Source organism: Serratia sp. NGAS9 (assembly GCF_009905295.1).
Lineage (GTDB): Bacteria > Pseudomonadota > Gammaproteobacteria > Enterobacterales > Enterobacteriaceae > Serratia > Serratia bockelmannii.
Genome location: NZ_CP047605.1, coordinates 1605433 through 1622242, shown reverse-complemented (window position 1 = coordinate 1622242; position 16810 = coordinate 1605433). Strand labels below are relative to the sequence as shown.

Genomic DNA, 16810 nt, shown 5'->3' with positions numbered 1-16810 from the left:
CGCGCCGCAGAAACTCGCGAAAAAAAGCCGCAACGTCTCCGTTGCGGCTTGGTCGAGGATGGTGCGCCCGGGGCGCTCCTTACATCAGGCTATTCAGCCGAAGATCCCGCCGAACCACTGGCTCAGCTTCATCATCACCATATCCCAGATGCGGCTGAAGAAGTTGCCCTCTTTCACCTCTTGCATCACCACCAGCGGGTGCTGTTCGATGGTTTTGCCGTCCAGCTGGAAATCGATGGTGCCGACCACCTGGTTTTTCGCCAGCGGCGCTTCCAGCGTCGGTTGGGTCAGCTTGTAGCTGGCCTTCAGGTTTTTCATCTGCCCTTTCGGAATGGTGACCGAGGCGTCTTTCGCCACGCCAAGCGGCACTTCGCTGACGTCGCCGAACCACACTTTCTGGGTGACGAACGGTTTATCGGCCTTGATTGGCGTCGCGGTTTCATAGAAGCGGAAGCCCCAGGTCAGCAGCTTTTCGCTTTCGCTAAAGCGCACGCGATCGCTCGGCGCGCCTAAAACCACCGAGATCAGACGCATCGGTCCGTCGGTAGCGGACGCCACCAGGTTGTGGCCGGCGCCGCTGGTGTAACCGGTCTTGATACCGTCGACGTTCAGGTTGCTGCTCCACAGCAGACGGTTGCGGTTAATCTGGCGGATCTTGTTGAAGGTGAACTCTTTCTCTTTATGCAGCGCGTATTCGTCCGGCACGTCGCGGATCAGCGCCTGACTCAACAGCGCCATGTCACGCGCGGTGCTGTACTGCCCTTCCGCATCCAGGCCGTGCACCGTCAGGAAGTGGGTATTCTGCAGGCCCAGGGATTTGGCATAGTTGTTCATCAGGCCAACGAACGAATCCTGGCTGCCCGCCACGTAGTCTGCCAGCGCGATGCTGGCATCGTTACCCGACTGGATCACGATGCCCTTATTCAGTTCCAGCACCGGCACCTGATCGCCAGGCTTGATGAACATCAGCGAAGAGCCGCGCAGCGCCGGGTTACCGGGCGCCCAGGCGTCTTTGCCGACGGTGACCATGTCTTCCGGCTTGATCTTGCCGGCCTTGATCGCCTGGCCGATCACGTAGCTGGACATGATCTTGGTCAGGCTGGCGGGATCGAGACGGGTGTCGGCATTGCCTTCGGTCAGCACCTTGCCGCTGTTGTAATCCATCAGAATGTAGGCCTTGGCGTCTACCTGCGGCGGCGCCGGCGGCTCGGCGGCGCGCACGGCCGGGGCAGCCAGCAACAGGATGCCTACGCTGAAGGTCAGTTTTTTCAGGGAAGTGGATAAGTTTTTTTTCATCATGACGTCGCCAGAGTGTCCATTCAAACCATTGAAATAGCGTTAACTTTCAAACATGTTCACGTTTTAAGCCAACCAGCGAGAGTGGCCCGGTGCGCGCATGGCGGCCGCAACCCCCTGCGGCGCCCATAGCGGGTAACACAACGCACCGAAAATGCCCTTGCTGTGAGTTTATGTGATTTATCTTATTTTTGCAGGGTTTAGCGTGAATTTTCAGCATTTTTACATAACTGTACGCAGGCCCCTGCTGATCGTTTAAAAAAACATCGTGACGCGCATTTTTGCACCCACCCACGGCTAAACGGCCAAGCATCTGCACCGCTAAACATCTGCGCTTCCATACGTCCAAAAAAGATTAATATATTCCATAATGGCATATAGAACCGTTATTTGTTCTTTTTAAAGCGCTTATCCTCAGCGCTATCATCCGCACAACGACTTTTATACCGAATAATCCTGGAGATGAGTCATGGCGATCCCCCATTCCGTCATCGAGATGATTGGCAATACCCCGATGCTGGAACTGACCCAGTTCGATACCGGCCCATGCCGGCTGTTCGTCAAGCTGGAGAACCAAAACCCCGGCGGTTCGATCAAAGACCGCGTCGCGCTGTCGATGATCGAACAGGCCGAGCGCGACGGCAAACTGCAGCCGGGCGGCACCATCATCGAAGCCACCGCCGGCAATACCGGCCTGGGGTTGGCGCTGGTAGCGGCGCTGAAAGGCTATAAGCTGCTGCTGGTGGTGCCGGACAAGATGAGCCGCGAAAAGATCTTCCACCTGCGCGCACTGGGCGTGGAAGTGCTGCTGACCCGTTCGGACGTCGGCAAAGGGCACCCGGCTTACTATCAGGATTACGCCAAACGCCTCGCTGGAGAGATCCCCGGCGCCTTTTATATCGATCAGTTCAACAACCCGGCCAATCCGGCGGCCCATACCACCACCACCGCGCCCGAACTGTGGCAGCAGATGGAGCATGACGTGGACGCTATCGTCGTCGGTGTCGGCTCCGGCGGCACGCTGGGCGGGCTGAGCCACTATTTCGCCGACGTTTCGCCGCAGACGGAATTTGTGCTGGCCGACCCTGCCGGCTCTATCCTGGCGGACTATCTCGACAACGGCCACATCGGCGAAGCGGGCAGTTGGTTAGTTGAGGGCATCGGCGAAGACTTCGTCCCACCGCTCAGCGACTTTGACCAGGTCCGCAACGCTTACCGCATCGGCGACGCGGAGGCCTTCACCACCGCGCGCGATCTGCTGCGCAAGGAAGGCGTGCTGGCGGGATCGTCCACCGGCACCCTGCTGGCCGCCGCTCTGCGTTACTGCCGCGCGCAAACCGAACCCAAGCGGGTCGTGACCTTCGTTTGCGACAGCGGCAACAAATACCTGTCTAAAATGTATAACGACCACTGGATGCTGGAGCAGGGCCTGCTGAGCAAACCGCAGCACGGCGATCTGCGCGATCTGATCGCCTATCGCCACGACGAAGGCGCCGCCGTTTCCGCCGCGCCGGACGACACGCTGGCGATCGTGCACGCCCGCATGCGGCTGTACGACATCTCGCAGCTACCGGTGCTGGAAGGCGATCGGGTGGTCGGATTGATCGATGAGTGGGATCTGCTGAACGCCGTCCAGGCCGACGCCGCCCACTTCAGCCTGCCGGCCGGCAGCGCGATGACCAAGCAGGTCCAGACGCTGCAAAAGGAAGCCGGCTACGACGAATTACAGGCCACCTTCAACCATGGCCACGTCGCGGTGGTGCTCGACGGCGAGCGCTTCCTCGGCCTGATTACCCGCACAGACGTGCTTAACGCCTGGCGCCAAAAATTACGTTAATAAGGACCCATTATGGCCAAGTTTGATACGTTGACCGTTCACGCCGGTTACACCCCGGACGCGACCGGCGCAGTTATGCCGGCGATTTACGCCACCTCCACCTACGCCCAACCGGCACCGGGCGAGCATACCGGCTACGAATACTCCCGCAGCGCCAACCCGACGCGCACAGCGCTGGAAAGCGCCATCGCCGAACTGGAAGGCGGCAGCCGCGGCTACGCCTTCGCCTCCGGTCTGGCGGCCTGCTCCACGGTGCTGGAGCTGCTCGATAAAGACAGCCACCTGATCGCGGTAGACGACCTGTACGGCGGCACCTATCGCCTGCTGGAAAAAGTGCGCAGCCGCACCGCCGGCCTGCGCGTGACTTACGTGTCGCCGGCGGATCTCGCCGGGCTGGAACAGGCGATCGAACCGGATACCAAAATGATCTGGGTCGAAACGCCGACCAACCCGCTGCTCAAGCTGGCGGATCTGAGCGCCATCGCCGCGATAGCCAAAAAGCATCAGCTCATCAGCGTGGCGGACAACACCTTCGCCTCGCCGTATCTGCAACGTCCGCTGGATCTAGGTTTTGACGTGGTGGTGCACTCCGCCACCAAATACCTCAACGGCCACTCCGACGTGGTGGCGGGCGTCGCGGCGGTGGGGGATAACCCGGCGCTGGCGGAACAGCTCGGCTTCCTGCAAAACGCGGTCGGCGGCATTCTCGATCCGTTCAGCAGCTTCCTGACGCTGCGCGGCATTCGCACCCTGGCCCTGCGCATGCAGCGCCACAGCGACAGCGCGCTGCGCATCGCCCAGTGGCTGGAGAGCCAGCCGCAGGTGGAAAACGTCTACTATCCCGGCCTGCCGAGCCATCCGCAGCATGAGCTGGCGGCACGCCAGATGACGCGCTTCGGCGGCATGATCTCGGTACGGCTGAAAGGCGACGACGCCTATGCGCGTCGGGTCATCCAGCGTTCGCGCCTGTTCACCCTGGCGGAAAGCCTGGGCGGCGTGGAAAGCCTGATTAGCCAGCCGTTCAGCATGACGCACGCCTCCATTCCGCTGGAACAGCGCCTGGCAACCGGCATCACGCCGCAGCTGGTGCGCCTGTCGGTAGGGATTGAGGATGTGGAAGATCTGATCGCCGATCTGCAGCAGGCGCTGGCGGAATAATCGCCTGAATCAATCGCCATCAGCCCGGCCGGCGCGCCGGGCTTTTTTGTGCCTGATGTTCAGACGCCGATGACGTCCCGATAAAAGCGCTGTGCCACATCGGGGTGGGAACGGATGCGACCTTTCAGGTAGTTATACCCCACGTCGCGCAGCAGCGGGTTGAGCGGATCGCTGGCCGGGCCCCGAGCCTGCGCCGCCAGCGGCGGCGGCAGTTGATACAGCGGCACCACCGCGTCCAGCCGTGCGCCGAGGAAGAACGCGATCGACAACCTGTCGCGCCCCGCCGGCGGCGTCTCCACCCGGTGCACCGTGGCGCGCAGATAGCCGTTGGTCGCCAGCTCCAGCAGCTCGCCGATGTTCACCACGAAAGTGTCTTCACGCGGCTGCGCGTCTATCCACCGCCCTTCGCTCACCTCCACCTGCAGCCCTTTTTGCGCGTCCTGCAGCAGGAAGCTGAGAAACCCGGAGTCCTTGTGCGCGCCAACGCCCTGTGCGCTGGTGGTAGTATCCCGCCCCGGATAGCGGATCAGTTTGATGTGCTCATTGGGCTTCTCGCCGTACAAGCGATCGAACGCCTGCTCCGGCAGCGACAGCGCCAAAGCGAAAGCGCGCAGCAGCCGCAGCGACATGGCGGTCATCGCCTGTTGCCACTGCAGCAGCAGCGGTTTCAGCGTCGGTAGCGCTGCCGGCCACTGGTTTGGCCCCTGCAGGCGCGCCCAGCGTGGCGTGTCGTCAGACAACGTCAGCGCCGGGCGTTCGGCGCCGATATCGAACTGCTCGCGCCAGTCAGGCTGCCCGCGCGTGAGCTCCGCCGCCGCCCGGTTGTAACCGCGAAAGTGCGGCGAATGCACCATCTGCACCGCCAGCTTGTCGGCTTCCGGCAGGGCGAAAAATTGCCGCGCGGCGTGCTGCAGTCGCGCATTCAACGCGCCGTCTACGCCGTGCCCACGCAGATAGAAAAAACCGACATCGCGGGCCGCCGCGCGCAAATCGTCGAGAAAGGCGCGCCGCTGGCGCGCATCACCGTCAAGCTGCGAAAGATCCAGCAGCGGCAGCGTCTTCAGCGTCGTCAGATGCGTCATCATGCGGTTCCTCTTCTTCCCCGATCACGATCGGGCTGCCATACAGACGAATAATCAACATTGTCACTCCCCAGCGGGTAGCTGCATTTGCCCCATAGTTATCACCGCGCTCGCCGGAGCGGCCAATATTGTTGCGTTCTAAGTTATGCAAACGTTCAACAAACTGTCGCAAAACCGTCATCAATGTTTCTTATGCTCTGCGCAATTTCGCCGACGCCGCTGGCTGGCGATGGGCGCTATCCGCTATCCTGTAAACGACTTCATACCCTGCCTGCCGGAGAAATACTGATGGATTTAGCCTTATTCGACCTGGATGAAACCCTGATTGACGATGACAGCGCCAGCCTGTGGATCCGCTGGCTGGTCGGCCAGGGCTTCGCGCCGGCGGAGCTGGAACTGCAGGAGCAGCAGCTGATGCAGCTCTATTATCAGGGCAAGCTGTCGATGGAGGACTACATGCAGGCCACGCTGGCGCCGCTGACCGGCCTGAGCGTGCAAACCGTGGCCGGCTGGGTGCAACGCTACATTCGCCGCGATATCCTGCCGCGCGTCTATCCCGCCGCCCGTGAGCGCCTGCAGTGGCACCGCGAACGCGGCGACTGCATCCTGGTGATCTCCGCCACCGGCGAGCACCTGGTGGCGCCGATCGCCGAACAGCTCGGCGCCGACGATGCGCTGGCAATCGGCGTGGAAATCAGCGACGGTCGCTTCACCGGCCACACCTACGGCACCATGACCTACCAACAGGGCAAGGTGATCCGCCTGCAGCACTGGCTTGCGCAGCATCCGCACCTGAAGTTCGAGCACAGCCACGGCTACAGTGACTCCCTCAACGACAAGGCGATGCTGCAATTCGTCGACAGCGCCACGGTGATCAACCCCGACAGCGAGTTGAGCGCGCTAGCGGCGGAGCACGGCTGGGAAGTGTGCCGCTGGGAGCGTTGATCGGCAGACAAAAAATGCCCTGCGGTGTGACAAAAAGCGCATTGTGGCGTAGGTATTAAGGGTCTTTAATCCGCTAACGGAGTTATCCCATGCTGACCATTTGGGGTCGTGAGAATTCGAACAACGTCAGGAAGGTGCTGTGGTGCGCCGCCGAACTGGGGCTGAGCTATACCCACATCAACGCCGGCGGCGCATTCGGCAAGGTCAACGAAGAGAGTTACCGCGCGCTGAACCCGAACGGCCTGGTGCCGCTGCTGCAGGACGATGACTTCGTGCTGTGGGAGTCCAACACCATCGTGCGCTACCTGGCAGCGAAATTCGGCGACGCGACGTTCTATCCGCAAGATCTGCAGGCGCGCGCCGCCGCCGAGAAATGGATGGACTGGACCACCTCAACCATCGTTCCGGCCTTCACCATCGTCTTTTGGGGCCTGATCCGCACCGCACCGGAGCTGCGCGACATGGCGAAAATAGAAGCGGCGACCGCCACGCTGGAAAAACACTTCGATATCATTGAACAGACGTTGGCGCACCAGCCTTACCTCTCCGGCGACGCGTTCGGCTTCGGCGATATCCCGCTCGGCAGCTTCGCCTACGGCTGGTTCGAGATGCCGATCGCCCGCCGCCCACGGCCGAACATGGAGCGCTGGTATCAGCAACTGCGCGCTCGCCCGGCCTATCAGCGCGGCGTGATGAGCGAGCTCACCTGATGCGTGCGGGGCGTTACGACGCCCCGACCTTCAGCAGCTTGCCGTCCCGTTCGTCCGTCAACAGATACAGGTAGCCATCCGGCCCGCTGCGCACCTCGCGAATGCGTTCGCCGCGATCGCCCAGCAGCCGCTCTTCCGCCACCACTTTGTCACCCTCCAGCGTCAGGCGAATCAGTTCCTTTTGCGCCAGCGCGCCGATGAACAGCGAGTGACGCCAGGCAGGGAAGCGCTGCCCGTCATAGAACGCCATGCCGCTGAGGCCGGGCGAGACTCGCCAATAGTGCAGCGGTTGTTCGGTGCCGGGCACCCGCTCTCCTTTCGCCTCCGGGATCGGCTGGCCGGAATAGTTGATGCCGTAGGTGGCCAGCGGCCAGCCGTAGTTTTTACCCGGCAGCGGGATGTTGAGCTCATCGCCGCCGCGCGGGCCGTGCTCGTGTTCCCAGATCGCGCCGCTCCACGGGTTCAACGCCAGCCCTTGCGGATTGCGGTGGCCGTAAGACCAGACCTCCGGCCGTTTGCCGGCCTGGCCGACCCAGGGATTGTCCGGCGGTACCACGCCCTCGGCGGTCAGCCGCACCAGCTTGCCCTGCAGCTTGTCAGTCTCCTGCGCCGTCGGCCGCTGGTTGTTTTCGCCCAGCGCGATAAACAGGTAGCCCTGCCGGTCGAACGCCAGCTTGCCGCCGAAGTGATTACCGACCGACAGCTTGGGCTGCTGACGGAAGATCACCTTAAAGTTCTCCAGCCGCGCGCCATCGTCGCTCAGGCGGCCATAGCCGACCGCCGTGCCGGCTTTGCCGCCCTCGCCCGGTTCGGCGAAGCTGAGGTATACCCGGCGGCTGGCGGCGAAGTCGGGGGCCGGCAACACCTCCAGCAGGCCGCCCTGCCCCTCGGCGTAGACCTGCGGCACGCCGGCGATCGGTGCCGACAGGCCTTTGCCCGGCTGCCATAGCCGCAGCCGACCGGGCCGTTCAGTGATAAGCAGGCCTTGATCCGCCGGCAAGAAGGCCAGCGACCAGGGGTGTTCCAGGCCGTCCTGCAGTTGGCTGACCGTCGGCGCGGCGTGCAGCAGGCCGCTGCACAGCAGCAAACCGGCCAGCAGAGTCAATCGGGGCATGGTGTCCTCCTGGGGTGAAATGACCCGTTTAGTGTAGCCCACTCAGCGGATGTGGTCGTTTGCATTACATTTCAATAGGTTGCCTTTTGGCCGTAGTGTGCTTAAGTTAACGCATCACCCAGGAGGAAAAATGGACATTACCGTTACCGACGCGATTGACGAACAAACCCTCGATGCGATCAGGCAAGGGCTGCGCGCTTACAACCTGCCGCATATCGACGCCAGCCACCGCAAGCCGCTCAGCGTCTATGCGCGCGACGAAGCCGGTACGGTGATCGGCGGCCTGACCGCCGAAACCTGGGGCAACTGGCTGAGCGTCGAGTGGCTGTGGGTGGCGGATACCCAGCGCGGCAGCGGCCTCGGCGGCCGGTTGATGCGCGCCGCCGAACGCGAGGCGCAGGCGCGCGGCTGCCGCTACGCTCGCCTGGATACCTTCAGCTTCCAGGCGCGGCCGTTCTACGAAAAACTCGGCTATCAGTTGCAAATGACGCTGAAAGATTATCCGGTGGAACATGAGTGTTATTTTCTCACCAAAACCCTGACTGATTAATGGATGGACGGATGGACAGCAAAAGCATGGTGGTGAACTGTGTAGCGTACAAAGCCGGCCAACGGCTGGGCGAAGTGACCATCGACGATATCAGCGAGGTGGTCAAACAGCCGGACACCTTCGTCTGGCTGGGGCTGCGGCAGCCGGAGCCGGCGTTTATGCGCAAGGTGCAGGAGGAGTTTGGCCTGCACGATCTGGCGATCGAAGACGCGCTGTGCGCGCATCAGCGGCCGAAGCTGGAAACCTACGGCGACTCGCTGTTCATCGTGGTGAAAACCGCGCAGTGGGGCGAACACGACGAAATCGAATACGGCGAAACCCACTTCTTCGTCGGCAAAAACTTTCTGGTGACGGTGCGCCACGGCGCCTCGCCCAGCTACGCGCCGATCCGCGCCAAGGCGGAAGAGAACCACAAGCAGATGTGCCGCGGGCCGGGCTTTGCCCTCTATTCGGTGTTGGACTTCGTAGTGGATAACTACCGCAGCGTGGTGACGCGCTTCGAGAGCACCATCGAGAACATCGAAGCCAACATGTTCCAGTCGGAGTTCGATCAGGCGGCGATCGAGAACGTCTATACCCTGCGCCGCCACCTGTTGGCGCTGCGCAACGCCGCGCTGCCGATGGATGAAATCTGCAATCAGCTGATCCGCCTGCACGAAGAGGTGATCCCGAAGGAGCTGCGCGCCTACGTGCGCGACGTGCAGGATCACGCGCATCAGGTGGTCAGCAACATCGACGACATGCGCGAAATGCTGACCAACGCCATGCACGTCAACCTGGCGCTGGTGACGGTCAAACAGAACGAAGTGGTGAAACGGCTGGCGGGCTGGGGGGCGATTTTGGCTATCCCGACGGTGGTCTTCAGCCTGTATGGCATGAACTTCGCCGACATGCCGGAACTGAAATTCCCGTGGGCCTATCACGCCACGCTGGGAGTGACCGCCGTCGGCTGCATTTTCCTGTATCAGAAGCTGAAGAAATCGGGCTGGCTGTAGCGCCCAAACGGCGGCTTTTCCCGCCGGCAAAGACGCTCTGCGGGGCAGCCGGGTCCACCGACCGCCCCGCCGCTTCAATACAGCATCGGCCGCCGATCGCGATGCACGTGATTGTGGCGGCCAATGTGCTTGTCATCGGCTGTGCCGAGATCCATCGATGCCAGCACCATGCCTTCGCCCTCCAGGCTCTGCGTCAACGGATAACCATCGGCGTCGACGATCACCGATCCGCCGATCCACGCAACGCCGCGCTCCGTTTCGCAGCGATCGCACACCGCAATGAACAGCCGATTGACGGCGGCGTTGGCCTGCGCCTTCACCATCTCCGCCGGCCGTTCACCCTGCGGGCGCGGCGCCAGCGGCCAGTTGACCGGCGCGCACAGCAGTTGAGCGCCGGCCAACGCCGGCAGCCGCACCCACTCAGGGAATTCGAGATCGTAACAGATCATCACCGCCAAGCGGCCAAAGCGGGTCTCGACGACCGGCGGTGGCCGATCGCCGGCGGTAAAGATCGTGCTCTCTTCATGCCACAGGTGGGCCTTGCGATAAATCGCCCTCACCCCCTGCGCATCGATCAATGCCGCGCTGTTGGCCACCTCACCCTCGGGCAGGCGCTCGCAGAAACCGGCGACGATCGCCACATCCAGCTCACGCGCCAGTCCCCCCCACAGGCTGAGGCTAGGCCCGTCTTCGGCCTCGGCCAACGCCAGCGCCTCCGCCTTATCGCGCAGCACGTAGCCGCTGTTCACCAACTCCGGTAACACGATGACGTTGGCGCCGTGCTGCGCCGCCCGGCGGATAGCCTGGGCGGACAGCGCCCGATTGTGCTCCGCTTCCCCTACCCGCAACGCTAACTGGCAGCATGCGACGCTGATTTTTTCCTTCACTCCGGTTCTCCTTCCAATAACCCCTCGCAGCGCAACGCCACCCGCCGTTCGGCTTCAAGATCGAGCTTACGGCACATTGCGACATAAACGCTCCCGGCCACCAGCAGGCCGATCAGAAAAGCGATATCCGCGCCGCCCAGTAAAACAGCAAAGGGACCGGTGTAAAAGCCCAACGTCATGAACGGCACCATCGCCAGCAGACCGACCGCGTAAGCCGTCAGACCGGAGCCGCCCCAGCGGCCATAGATCCCCGACGGGTTGAAGATTTCACCTATCGCGTAATGCCCGCCGCGCACCACGTAAAAGTCCATCAGGTTCACCGCCGTCCAGGGCACCAGAAAATACAGCATCAGCAGCACGAAGGTATTGAAGCTGGCGAGATAGCTCGCCGGAATAGCCAACGCCACCGCGAACACCGTCAGAGCGACGACGCCGATGCCGGCCATGCGTAATTTCAACGTTGGCGTCACTTTGCAAAACGCGTCAATCGCGCTGAGGCTGGTCAGCATTGCGCCATAACAGTTGACCGCCATGATACCGACCAGCGAGGGCACGGCGATCAGCACGGCCAACGTACCAAACCCAGGATAGACGGCATTACCCACCGCCTGTACGCTGCCGATCGCATCGGGAGCCGGTAAGGCTGAAGCCAGAAACGCGCCCAGCGACATCAGCCAAAGCGCCGATCCGGCCGCCCCCAGGTAAGTCCAAAAGATCACGTTGGCAGACGGCGTTTCATGCGGTAAATAACGCGAGTAGTCGGACACGTACACCGCGTAGCTGATTTGATAGCCGGCGGCGGCCGACAGCTGAATCAAAAAGGCCGCCCACGAAAAATGCCCGGCGCCGACGACGGCGTCCATCCGCAGCGACAACACGGCGCCGACCGTCAGCACGCCGAACACCGCCATCATCACATAGGTCAGCCAGCGCTGCACCGCATGCAGCATATCGTGGCCGACGATCGCCAACAGCACGGCCACCGCGATCAGCAACGCATACCAGGGCAGACGGTGCCCCGGCAACACCGTGTTGATCGCATCGGTCGCGAGAATAACGTTGAACACGTTGAAACCGATGTAAACAAACACCACGGCGGCAAAGGGAACGATGGCGCCACGCAGGCCGAATTGGGCCCGCGACTGGATCATCTGCGGCAGCCCCATGCGCGGCCCCTGATTGGCATGACACGCCATGAAGAACGTGCCGAACCCCACGCCGACGGCAATGGCCAGCATCGAATAAAGCGCGCCCAACCCCAACGCCGGGCCGGTGAAACCGACCACCATCGTCGTCAAAACGAAATTACCGGTAAACCAAAACGGCGCCTGATGCCAAACCTTGCCATGCCGCTCGTGACGGGGCACATAGTCTATCGAGCGCACTTCAATTTTTGGGCGTGACGCCACATTGCGATTGTTCATGTCCCACCTCGTCGTTTCAACGCTCGGTTTGCGGCTGCAGCTGCGGCGCCGGGCGGCTCAGCAAGCTCCCCAGCACAAAGGCGACGCCGCCGCCCAGCAGACCGCCGTAGATCGGGCTGTTGGCATCGATGCCGTGCCAGATCATCAGCCCCACCACGCACAGGCTGCCGGTCAGCATGCTGGCGATGGCACCGGCGCTGGTAGCGCGCGGCCAGAAGATCGCCCCCACCAACGGAATCAGCATGCCGCCCACCAACAGGTTGTAAGCCAGCGTCAGCGCCGCCAGCACGTCGCGCACCACAAACGCCAGCCCCAGCATGACCACGCCCATGAAAAGCGTGGTGAAGCGCCCGGCGGCCAGCCCGCCGGAAGGTTTGCGGCGGATGGCCGGCAATACGTCCTCCAGCGCGATGGTGGAAGACGCCAGCAGGCAGGCGCTGGCGGTAGACATCAGCGCCGCCAACGCCGCGGCGGCCACCAGCCCGCTGACGCCGACCGGCAACACCGCCTGCGCGATAGCGGCGAAGGCGCCGTCGGTGTTGCTGAGCGACGGCAGCACGATCTTGCCGGCCATGCCGATCAGCGCGCCGGTCACGCCGTACAGCACGCAATAGACGCCCGCGCCCAGCCCGGCGAAGCGCGCCACATTGGCGCTGCGGGCGGTGAACACCCGCTGCCAGATGTCCTGGCCGATCAGAATGCCGAAGAAGTAGATCAGGAAGAACACCAGAATGGTGTCCAGCCCGATCGACGACAGCTGGTAGTAACCGGCGGGCAGCAGGCTGGTGAACGCCTCCCAGCCGCCGGCCTTGACGATGCTCATCGGCATCAGCACCAGCATCATGCCGACGGTCATGATGATGAACTGAATGATGTCGGTCAGCGTCAGCGACCACATGCCCCCCAGCGTTGAATACAGCACCACCAGCCCACCGCCAAGCAGGATAGACGCGCTAAACGACAGGCCGAACATCACCTGCATCACGCTGCCGATGGCGATGATCGAGGTCACCGCCACCATCAGGTCATACGCCAGCATGATCGCGCCGCTGGTGACCCGCGCGGCCGGGTGATAACGCCGCGACAGCACCTGGCTGACGGTATACAGCTTCAGTTTGAGCAGCGGCTTGGCCAGCACCAGGCTCAACACCACGATGCCCAGCCCGAGCGCGCCGCACAGCCAGACGCCGGAGATGCCGTAGGTGTAGCCGAGCTTGACGCTGCCGATGGTCGACGCGCCGCCGAGCACCACCGCCGACAGCGTGCCCAGATACAGCCCCGGCCCCAGGTTGCGCCCGGCCACCAGATACGCCTCTTTGGAATTGGCGCGGTGAATGCCCATCCATCCCACCGCGCCTATCACCAGAAAGTAAATCACCACAACCAGCAGATCGAGATTCATGGGTACCTCCACTCCGTTGTTATTGTTATCAGGGGGCCCGACGCAACCGCTCCGCCGGTAGGGTCAGTACGCCGGCCTCAGCGGGCCGGCAGCACGCACAACATTTCAAACAGCAGGTTGGCGGCCAGCAGCGCCGTGTTACCGGAGCGATCGTAAGGCGGCGACACTTCCACCACATCGCCGCCCACCAGGTTCAGCCCGCGGCAACCGCGTACGATCTCCAGCCCCTGCCAAACCGACAGCCCGCCGACCTCCGGCGTGCCGGTACCCGGCGCAAAGGCCGGATCCAACCCGTCAATATCGAAGCTGAGGTAAACCGGCGCATCGCCCATCTGCTCGCGGATCTCCGCCATCAGCGGCGTCAGCGACCGGTGCCAGCAGGCCTCGGCCGGCACCACGCGGAAGCCCTGGCGCCGTGACCAATCGAAGTCATCCGCCGCATAGCCGCTGCCGCGCAGGCCAATCTGCACCACCTTTTCGGGCGCCAGCAGCCCCTCCTCAAACGCGCGGCGGAAGGTGGTGCCGTGCGCCAGCTGTTCGCCGAACATCTCCTCATTGGTATCGGAATGCGCATCGACGTGGATCAGCCCGACCGGGCCATGTCGGCGGGCGACGGCGCGCAGCACCGGCAGCGTCAGGGTGTGGTCGCCGCCGAGCGTCAACGGCATGCAGCCGTGTGCCAGGATCTCGTGATAAGCCGCCTCGATGCGCTGCACGCTGTCCGCCAGGCTGTAAGGGTTGATGGCGACATCCCCCAGATCGGCCACCTGCAGCCGTTCGAACGGGGCGGAACCGGTGCCCATGTTGTAGGGACGGATCATCACCGATTCCTGGCGGATCTGGCGCGGGCCATAGCGGGTGCCACTGCGGTTGGAGGTGCCGATATCCAGCGGAATGCCGACAAAGGCGGCGTCCAGACCGTGCGCCTGTTCGGCGGCGGGCAGGCGCATCATGGTGGGAATACCGGCAAAGCGCGGCATGTCGTTACCGCTTTGGGGTTGGTTCAGCATGGCGTATCCTTGTCTTGATCTGCGATGAATTGAAACATTTGAGCAACATTCGCAGACTACCCCGTTGGCCGCCTCGGCTACCATTCCCGCTTTTGCATGTAAACATCGGAAAACGCGATGCAACTAACCTATTGAAGTATTGATTTTTATTTCAAATTCATGCCATAAGGAAGACCATATCTTCAGCGCCGCACCTATTTCTTCGATGTTAAAAATGGGTTAACCGGCCGACGTTCTGCGGAGGGGGCGATGCTCACCAACCTAAGCGATATCGATCTGAAACTGCTGCGGGTGTTCGTCGCGGTGGCGGAAGCCCAGGGCGTCAGCGCCGCACAGGAAGCGCTGTTGATGAACCAATCCACCATCAGCACCCACCTGGCCTCGCTGGAAACCCGGCTGGGTTTTCGCCTGTGTCAACGCGGCCGCTCCGGCTTCCGGCTGACGCCCAAGGGCGAACGCATGCTGATCGCCTGCCGCTCGCTGTTCAACGCCGCCCGCGACTTCACCCGGGTCAGCCAGTCGCTGAACGGCCTGCTGACCGGCGATCTGCAGATCGGTCTGGTGGATAATCTGGTTTCGCTGCCGGGCAATCCGTTCAGTCAGGCCATCCAACACTTCCAACGCCGACATCAGGACGTGCAATTGCAGTGCCGCATCTGTTCGCCGAACGAGATTGAACAAGGGTTGCTGCACCGGCAGCTCGATCTGGGCATCGGCTACTTCGGCCAGCAGCTGGAGGCGTTGCGTTATCAGCCGTGGCTGGAGGAGACGCAGGCGATCTACTGCAGTAGGGATCACCCGCTGTTCGCGGTAGAAGAACCGGGGCGCGAGCAGATTGAAAACGCGCGCTGGGTCAAGCGCGGCTACCTGCTGGCACAGCAGCTGTGCCCGATCGCGCCGCCGCATCTGGCCGCGGTGGCCCACCATATGGAAAGCGTCGCCCATCTGGTGCTGAGCGGCACCTGTCTCGGCTATTTGCCCACCCACTACGCGGCGCGTTGGGTGGAACAGGGGCTGCTTCGGCAGTTGGGCGGTACGGCGCTCTCATACCGCGCCACGCTCAGCCTGGTCAGCCGCCCCGTCCAGCCCGACGAGGCGCTGAACGCGCTGCTGGAGGATTTGGCGCGCGCCGCACGCCCATCACCTCATCGCTGAGAGGCCAGCGCCCGATTCATGGCAAACAGCGTGCCGGTTAAAGACAGGACGAGTAATCCGATGATGGCCCAGGCGAAAGAGGGCGCCCCGCCCTTGTCGAGCAACATGCCGCCGACCGCGCCACCGGCTGCCACGGCGGTATTCCAGCCCGTCGTATACATGGACTGCGCCACGTCGGCCGCGCGACCGGAAAGGCGTGACAATGCCGTCTGCGTGAGGGTGGCGAAACCGCCGAAAGCCAAGCCCCAACAAGCCACGGAGAGATAGACCATCGGGATCATCCGTCCCCCACTCCCCAGCAGCACGGCAGCGAGAGCAAAGATGACGATACTCATCACCGTAAGAGATTGGACTCGCCGATCGACCAGCATCCCGGCGACGCCCAATCCGGCAATCGCGCCCAGCCCGAAGATAAACAGAACGATATCGACCCGCTCGGACAACCCCGACGGCTTGAGAAAAGGCTCCAGGTAGATATACAGAATGTTATGGGCAACGATAAAGGTGAACACCACGAACAGCACGGCGCGGATCCCCCGTTGCAAGAATACGCCGCTCAGAGACGGCCGATGCGCCTTAGCCTGGCCGGGGAAATCCGGCACGATGGCGATGATCCACACCACGAGCACCAGCGCCATCAACGTCATCAGACCAAAGGCGCCCTGCCAGCCGATGGCTCGGCCAAGCAACGTGCCGAGCGGTACGCCAAGCACCAACGCCAGAGTGGCGCCGGCGCCGGAGATCGCAATAGCGCGGCCGCCAAGGTGGGCCGGTGACATGCGCACCGCATAACCGGCCAGCAAGGACCAAACGATGCCGCCGAAAACGCCGGCGAAGAAACGCGTCGCCAAGGAGACGTGATAATCGTTCGACAGCGCCGTGACGAGGTTAACGATGGCAAAACCGCCGATCGCACTCAAGAGCAAGGGGCGGCGCCGCATACCTTGCGTCAATGCGGTGAGCGGAATAGCGGCGACCAACGCGCCCACCGCATAGGCGGTGATGAACTGCCCCGCCAGGCTTTCAGATACGTTCAAATCGCCCGCGATCGAAGACAGCACGCCCGCCGGCATGATCTCGGTCAGCAGCGTGATGAAAGCGGCCATTGCCAACGCCAGCAGGCCGCCCAGCGGCAACCGATCGATGCCCTCGGCAGGCGCAGATATCGTCGTTTGATTCATTAATCACTCCCCATTCAAAGATGTTTCCGCCCATCGCGGATGACGTTTGCATCATGCTGCCCAC

At 62.6% G+C, this 16810-nt stretch carries 16 protein-coding genes; 7 read left to right on the top strand and 9 right to left on the bottom strand.

Annotation, left to right across the window (positions count from 1 at the left end):
* Window positions 1-93: 93 nt before the first annotated feature.
* Window positions 94-1299, bottom strand: a complete 1206-nt coding sequence (locus tag GUC32_RS07780; protein WP_043137823.1) for a serine hydrolase — start codon at window positions 1297-1299, stop codon at window positions 94-96.
* A gap of 466 nt (window positions 1300-1765) precedes the next feature.
* Here GUC32_RS07780 and GUC32_RS07775 point away from each other — a divergent pair, with 466 nt between their 5' ends.
* Window positions 1766-3133 (top strand): cystathionine beta-synthase, encoded by a 1368-nt coding sequence (locus GUC32_RS07775; protein ID WP_127146385.1) that lies wholly within the window; start codon window positions 1766-1768, stop codon window positions 3131-3133.
* Window positions 3134-3145: 12 nt separating this feature from the next.
* Window positions 3146-4291 (top strand): PLP-dependent aspartate aminotransferase family protein, encoded by a 1146-nt coding sequence (locus GUC32_RS07770; RefSeq protein ID WP_025302206.1) that lies wholly within the window; start codon window positions 3146-3148, stop codon window positions 4289-4291.
* A gap of 59 nt (window positions 4292-4350) precedes the next feature.
* Here GUC32_RS07770 and GUC32_RS07765 read toward each other — a convergent pair whose 3' ends face one another.
* On the bottom strand, window positions 4351-5373 hold the full coding sequence (locus tag GUC32_RS07765) for an isopenicillin N synthase family oxygenase (RefSeq protein WP_164100086.1): 1023 nt from the start codon (window positions 5371-5373) through the stop codon (window positions 4351-4353).
* Window positions 5318-5554, bottom strand: coding sequence for a hypothetical protein (locus tag GUC32_RS07760; protein ID WP_072008235.1), 237 nt, complete (start codon window positions 5552-5554; stop codon window positions 5318-5320). The genes GUC32_RS07765 and GUC32_RS07760 overlap by 56 nt, the downstream gene beginning before the upstream one ends.
* A 107-nt stretch (window positions 5555-5661) precedes the next feature.
* Here GUC32_RS07760 and GUC32_RS07755 point away from each other — a divergent pair, with 107 nt between their 5' ends.
* Complete coding sequence (locus GUC32_RS07755) at window positions 5662-6318, top strand: HAD family phosphatase (protein ID WP_025302204.1); 657 nt, start codon at window positions 5662-5664, stop codon at window positions 6316-6318.
* An 89-nt stretch (window positions 6319-6407) separates the two neighbouring features.
* A complete protein-coding gene (locus GUC32_RS07750; RefSeq protein WP_043137833.1) occupies window positions 6408-7028 on the top strand; it encodes a glutathione S-transferase family protein in 621 nt (206 codons plus the stop codon).
* A 13-nt stretch (window positions 7029-7041) separates the two neighbouring features.
* Here the strand turns inward: GUC32_RS07750 and GUC32_RS07745 are convergent, their stop codons facing one another.
* On the bottom strand, window positions 7042-8142 hold the full coding sequence (locus GUC32_RS07745) for a PQQ-dependent sugar dehydrogenase (RefSeq protein ID WP_197837512.1): 1101 nt from the start codon (window positions 8140-8142) through the stop codon (window positions 7042-7044).
* Between the two features lie 130 nt (window positions 8143-8272).
* Here GUC32_RS07745 and GUC32_RS07740 point away from each other — a divergent pair, with 130 nt between their 5' ends.
* Window positions 8273-8692, top strand: a complete 420-nt coding sequence (locus GUC32_RS07740) for a GNAT family N-acetyltransferase (RefSeq protein ID WP_025302201.1) — start codon at window positions 8273-8275, stop codon at window positions 8690-8692.
* Window positions 8693-8703: 11 nt separating this feature from the next.
* Window positions 8704-9687 carry a magnesium and cobalt transport protein CorA gene (locus tag GUC32_RS07735; protein WP_025302200.1) on the top strand — a complete coding sequence of 328 codons (984 nt, stop codon included), beginning with the start codon at window positions 8704-8706 and terminating at the stop codon, window positions 9685-9687.
* Window positions 9688-9761: 74 nt separating this feature from the next.
* Here GUC32_RS07735 and GUC32_RS07730 read toward each other — a convergent pair whose 3' ends face one another.
* From GUC32_RS07730 to speB, 4 genes are all read right to left on the bottom strand, one after another.
* Window positions 9762-10574, bottom strand: coding sequence for a nitrilase-related carbon-nitrogen hydrolase (locus GUC32_RS07730; protein ID WP_149570447.1), 813 nt, complete (start codon window positions 10572-10574; stop codon window positions 9762-9764).
* The gene (locus GUC32_RS07725) at window positions 10571-11998 is read right to left on the bottom strand and encodes a cytosine permease (protein WP_369435650.1); all 1428 of its coding nucleotides are present in this window, start codon (window positions 11996-11998) and stop codon (window positions 10571-10573) included. The genes GUC32_RS07730 and GUC32_RS07725 overlap by 4 nt, the downstream gene beginning before the upstream one ends.
* Window positions 11999-12014: 16 nt before the next feature.
* The gene (locus tag GUC32_RS07720; protein ID WP_369435649.1) at window positions 12015-13400 is read right to left on the bottom strand and encodes a sodium:solute symporter; all 1386 of its coding nucleotides are present in this window, start codon (window positions 13398-13400) and stop codon (window positions 12015-12017) included.
* A gap of 77 nt (window positions 13401-13477) precedes the next feature.
* Window positions 13478-14410, bottom strand: coding sequence for an agmatinase (gene speB / locus GUC32_RS07715; protein ID WP_043137848.1), 933 nt, complete (start codon window positions 14408-14410; stop codon window positions 13478-13480).
* A gap of 249 nt (window positions 14411-14659) precedes the next feature.
* Between speB and GUC32_RS07710 the strand changes: the two genes are divergently transcribed.
* Window positions 14660-15565 (top strand): LysR family transcriptional regulator, encoded by a 906-nt coding sequence (locus GUC32_RS07710; RefSeq protein WP_025302195.1) that lies wholly within the window; start codon window positions 14660-14662, stop codon window positions 15563-15565.
* Here the strand turns inward: GUC32_RS07710 and GUC32_RS07705 are convergent.
* Window positions 15556-16746: an MFS transporter gene (locus tag GUC32_RS07705; protein WP_025302194.1), complete on the bottom strand. Its 1191-nt coding sequence runs from the start codon at window positions 16744-16746 to the stop codon at window positions 15556-15558. The two genes, GUC32_RS07710 and GUC32_RS07705, sit on opposite strands and share 10 nt — an antisense overlap.
* Window positions 16747-16810: the final 64 nt, after the last annotated feature.

Coding starts and splice junctions, on each gene's coding strand:
- GUC32_RS07780 (WP_043137823.1), bottom strand. CDS start 1,299: ATGATGAAAAAAAACTTATCCACTTCCCTGAAAAAACTGACCTTCAGC.
- GUC32_RS07775 (WP_127146385.1), top strand. CDS start 1,766: ATGGCGATCCCCCATTCCGTCATCGAGATGATTGGCAATACCCCGATG.
- GUC32_RS07770 (WP_025302206.1), top strand. CDS start 3,146: ATGGCCAAGTTTGATACGTTGACCGTTCACGCCGGTTACACCCCGGAC.
- GUC32_RS07765 (WP_164100086.1), bottom strand. CDS start 5,373: ATGACGCATCTGACGACGCTGAAGACGCTGCCGCTGCTGGATCTTTCG.
- GUC32_RS07760 (WP_072008235.1), bottom strand. CDS start 5,554: ATGACGGTTTTGCGACAGTTTGTTGAACGTTTGCATAACTTAGAACGC.
- GUC32_RS07755 (WP_025302204.1), top strand. CDS start 5,662: ATGGATTTAGCCTTATTCGACCTGGATGAAACCCTGATTGACGATGAC.
- GUC32_RS07750 (WP_043137833.1), top strand. CDS start 6,408: ATGCTGACCATTTGGGGTCGTGAGAATTCGAACAACGTCAGGAAGGTG.
- GUC32_RS07745 (WP_197837512.1), bottom strand. CDS start 8,142: ATGCCCCGATTGACTCTGCTGGCCGGTTTGCTGCTGTGCAGCGGCCTG.
- GUC32_RS07740 (WP_025302201.1), top strand. CDS start 8,273: ATGGACATTACCGTTACCGACGCGATTGACGAACAAACCCTCGATGCG.
- GUC32_RS07735 (WP_025302200.1), top strand. CDS start 8,704: ATGGACAGCAAAAGCATGGTGGTGAACTGTGTAGCGTACAAAGCCGGC.
- GUC32_RS07725 (WP_369435650.1), bottom strand. CDS start 11,998: ATGAACAATCGCAATGTGGCGTCACGCCCAAAAATTGAAGTGCGCTCG.
- GUC32_RS07720 (WP_369435649.1), bottom strand. CDS start 13,400: ATGAATCTCGATCTGCTGGTTGTGGTGATTTACTTTCTGGTGATAGGC.
- speB (WP_043137848.1), bottom strand. CDS start 14,410: ATGCTGAACCAACCCCAAAGCGGTAACGACATGCCGCGCTTTGCCGGT.
- GUC32_RS07710 (WP_025302195.1), top strand. CDS start 14,660: ATGCTCACCAACCTAAGCGATATCGATCTGAAACTGCTGCGGGTGTTC.
- GUC32_RS07705 (WP_025302194.1), bottom strand. CDS start 16,746: ATGAATCAAACGACGATATCTGCGCCTGCCGAGGGCATCGATCGGTTG.